The organism is Kitasatospora sp. NPDC059462 (genome assembly GCF_042749955.1).
In the GTDB taxonomy this organism is placed as follows: Bacteria; Actinomycetota; Actinomycetes; order Streptomycetales; family Streptomycetaceae; genus Kitasatospora.
In genome coordinates, this window is the sequence record NZ_JBHYUU010000345.1 from 1 (window position 1) to 3,697 (window position 3,697).

At 73.4% G+C, this 3,697-nt stretch carries 3 protein-coding genes; 2 read left to right on the forward strand and 1 reads right to left on the reverse strand.

Going from position 1 to position 3,697, the window contains the following annotated elements:
- Positions 1–114: 114 nt before the first annotated feature.
- On the reverse strand, positions 115–2,340 hold the full coding sequence (locus tag ACFXAM_RS38180) for an NADP-dependent isocitrate dehydrogenase (RefSeq protein ID WP_380298484.1): 2,226 nt from the start codon (positions 2,338–2,340) through the stop codon (positions 115–117).
- Between the two features lie 348 nt (positions 2,341–2,688).
- Here ACFXAM_RS38180 and ACFXAM_RS38185 point away from each other — a divergent pair, with 348 nt between their 5' ends.
- Positions 2,689–3,012 carry an SAV_915 family protein gene (locus tag ACFXAM_RS38185; protein ID WP_380298485.1) on the forward strand — a complete coding sequence of 108 codons (324 nt, stop codon included), beginning with the start codon at positions 2,689–2,691 and terminating at the stop codon, positions 3,010–3,012.
- Positions 3,009–3,320 (forward strand): hypothetical protein, encoded by a 312-nt coding sequence (locus tag ACFXAM_RS38190; RefSeq protein WP_380298487.1) that lies wholly within the window; start codon positions 3,009–3,011, stop codon positions 3,318–3,320. The genes ACFXAM_RS38185 and ACFXAM_RS38190 overlap by 4 nt, the downstream gene beginning before the upstream one ends.
- Positions 3,321–3,697: the final 377 nt, after the last annotated feature.

Genomic DNA, 3,697 nt, shown 5'->3' on the forward strand with positions numbered 1-3,697 from the left:
GGGGCGGGGGGCACCCGCGCCCCCCGGGGGGGCGGGTGGGCGGGGGGCCCGGGGCTCCCCCCCGCCCCGCACCCCCGGGGCCCGGGTTCAGCGGTGACGCGGTGACCGCCCGGGTCAGCCGAGGTTGGCGAGCGCCTCGTTGAGGGTCTTCGACGGGCGCATCACGGCCGCGGCCTTGGCCGGGTCCGGCTGGTAGTAGCCGCCCAGGTCGACCGCGGAGCCCTGCACCGCGATGAGCTCCTCGACGATGGTCTGCTCCTGCTCGGTGAGCGCCTTGGCCAGACCCTCGAAGGCCTGCGCGAGCGCGGCGTCCTCGGTCTGCTTCGCCAGCTCCTGGGCCCAGTAGGTGGCCAGGTAGAAGTGGCTGCCGCGGTTGTCGATGCCGCCGAGGCGACGGCTCGGCGACTTGTCCTCGTTGAGGAAGGTGCCGGTGGCGCGGTCCAGCGTGTCGGCCAGCACCTGGGCGCGGGCGTTGCCGGTGGTGCGGGCCAGGTGCTCGAAGCTCGCGGCCAGCGCGAAGAACTCGCCCAGGCTGTCCCAGCGCAGGTAGTTCTCCTTGACCAGCTGCTGGACGTGCTTCGGGGCGGAGCCGCCGGCGCCGGTCTCGAACAGGCCGCCGCCGTTGATCAGCGGGACGACCGACAGCATCTTGGCGCTGGTGCCCAGCTCCAGGATCGGGAACAGGTCGGTCAGGTAGTCGCGCAGCACGTTGCCGGTGACCGAGATGGTGTCCTCGCCGCGGCGGATGCGCTCCAGCGAGAACGTGGTGGCGTCGACCGGGGACTTGATCTCGATCTGCAGACCGGCGGTGTCGTGCTCCGCCAGGTAGGTCTTGACCTTCTCGATCAGCACGGCGTCGTGGGCGCGGCTCTCGTCCAGCCAGAAGACGGCCGGGCTGCCGGTGACCCGGGCGCGGGTGACGGCCAGCTTCACCCAGTCGCGGATCGGCAGGTCCTTGGTCTGGCAGGAGCGGAAGATGTCGCCCGGCTGGACGGCCTGCTCCAGGACGACCGCGCCGGTGGCGGCGTCGACCAGGCGCACGGTGCCGGCGGCGGCGATCTCGAAGGTCTTGTCGTGGCTGCCGTACTCCTCGGCGGCCTGGGCCATCAGGCCGACGTTCGGGACCGAGCCGATGGTGGCCGGGTCCAGGGCGCCGTGGGCGCGGCAGTCGTCGAGGACGGCCTGGTAGACGCCCGCGTAGCTGCTGTCCGGCAGCACGGCGAGGGTGTCGGCCTCCTGACCGTCCGGGCCCCACATGTGGCCGGAGGTGCGGATCATGGCCGGCATCGAGGCGTCGACGATGACGTCGCTCGGCACGTGCAGGTTGGTGATGCCCTTGTCGGAGTCGACCATGGCCAGGGCCGGGCCCTCGGCCAGCTCGGCCTCGAACGAGGCCTTGATCTCCTCGCCCAGGTGCGGGACCTTCTCCAGCCCGGCCAGGATGCCGCCGAGGCCGTTGTTCGGGTTCAGGCCCGCCGCCACGAGCACCTCGCCGTACTTGGCGAAGGTCTGCGGGAAGAAGGCGCGGACCACGTGGCCGAAGATGATCGGGTCGGAGACCTTCATCATGGTGGCCTTGAGGTGGACCGAGAACAGCACGCCCTCGGCCTTGGCCCTGGCGACCTGCGCGGCCAGGAACTCGTTCAGCGCGGCGGCGCGCATGACCGAGGCGTCCACGACCTCGCCGGCCAGCACCGGGACCGACTCGCGCAGCACGGTGGTGGCGCCGTCCTCGGCGACCAGCTCGATGCGCAGCGCGCCGTCCTCGGCGATGACGGCCGACTTCTCGGTGGAGCGGAAGTCGTTCTCGCCCATGGTGGCGACATTGGTCTTGGAGTCGGCCGACCAGGCACCCATGCGGTGCGGGTGGGTCTTGGCGTAGTTCTTGACCGACGCGGGCGCGCGGCGGTCCGAGTTGCCCTCGCGCAGGACCGGGTTGACGGCGCTGCCCTTGACCTTGTCGTACCGGGCGCGGACGTCCTTGTCCTCGTCGGTCTGCGGGTCGTCCGGGTAGTCCGGCAGCGCGTAGCCCTGCGCCTGCAGCTCGGCGATGGCGGCCTTCAGCTGCGGGATCGAAGCCGAGATGTTCGGCAGCTTGATGATGTTGGCACCCGGGGTCTTGGCGAGCGCGCCCAGCTCGGCGAGGGCGTCGCCGATCCGCTGGTCCTCGGTGAGACGCTCCGGGAAGCTCGCGATGATCCGCCCGGCGAGGGAGATGTCGCGAGTCTCCACCTTCACGCCCGCCGTCGAGGCGTACGCCTGGACCACCGGCAGGAACGAGTACGTTGCCAGGGCCGGCGCCTCGTCGGTGTGCGTATAGATGATGGTCGAGTCAGTCATCGGTACTCCGCTTCACGTCTCCAACGTCTTGACGTCAAGATATCTCGTGACCGCCCCTTCGCTCCACCTCCCCCCGGAATCGGATCAGCTCCACCGTCGTCCCGGGGCCGCCGCGGGGCAAGCGGAGCGGCCCGGAGAGCGCCGTCCGGTGAGCGGTGCACCCGACCGTCAGGACTCCGTCAACGCGGTGCGGCATTCGGTCAACGCTGCGTCAGGACTGTTCACCGTGCGCCCGTGACCGCCCTAGCGTCATGGGCAGAGGTTCCGAGCAGCACCGAGCAGTCAGCGCAGTACCGAGCAGTACGAGCAGTTCCGGCAGGTCCCTCTCCACCACTCGGGAGCACCCGCATGGCCCGCGTCGTCGTCTGGCACGTTCCGGTCACCGTCACCGGACGGACCACCTCCCTCCGCCTCTTCCGCCTGCGCGACGGCCGCCGCTGCGCGGTCGCCTTCAGCTCGGCGGGCGCGCTCGCCGAGCTGCTCGGCCCGGAGCAGGCCGCCGTCGAGCTCGGCGAACCGGCGCTGCGCGCACTCACCGCGCCGCTCGGCGTCGAGGAACTGGTCCTGGCCCCCCGGCTGGTCGCCCCGCCGGTGGGCGCCGCCGGCCCCGGCGCCCGCCCGGCCGCCGGGCGCACCGCTCCCCGCCCCGGCGCCCGGCTCCAGCGCCGGTGAGCGCGCTCCACCTCGTCCCCGGCGCGCCGCAGCCCGAGCCGGCCCGCCCGCTCCACGCCCTCGCCCGGGTGAGCTACGGCCCGGTCCCGCTCGACTTCGACCGGCTGGCCGCCGAGCTCCCGGCGGTGCAGAGCGGCCTGGCGCTGGCCGGCGACGCCGACCTCGAACTGCGGCTCGCCTGCACCGGCCCGGAGGAGTTACGCGCCGTCTCCGCCGCCCTGCTGCGCGCGGGCGCCGCCCACGTCCACGTCGACCTGGTGCTGCGCGCCCTCGTCCCCGCCCAGCCGACCCTGCGCCCGGTGCCCTGACCGGACGCGGCCGCGCGGGCGCGGGCCGGACCCCGGCGGGCGCCTTGCGGGCCGGGCCGGGGCCGGCCCGACCCGCAGGGCATGCCCCAGGGGTCGTCTTCACACCCCCGTCGTCCGCCCGGAGGGCGGGCCGGGCGGCGTCCGGGTGCGTGCATCGCAAGGCGGAGGAGGGAGTCCATGCGGTGGGGCACCTCCCGGCCGCCGGGCTGGGGGCCATCGGCGACCGACGACAACGCGGCGCGGGGGTACCTCCCGGCCGGAGGCCGGGGGCGTGCGTGCCCGGGCGTCGCCCGGCAGGCGGGGGTGTGAAGACGAGCCCTAGAAGGCTGATGAAGATCTTGGTGTGATCCGGGCTGTCGCCGTCAGGCGACAGCCCG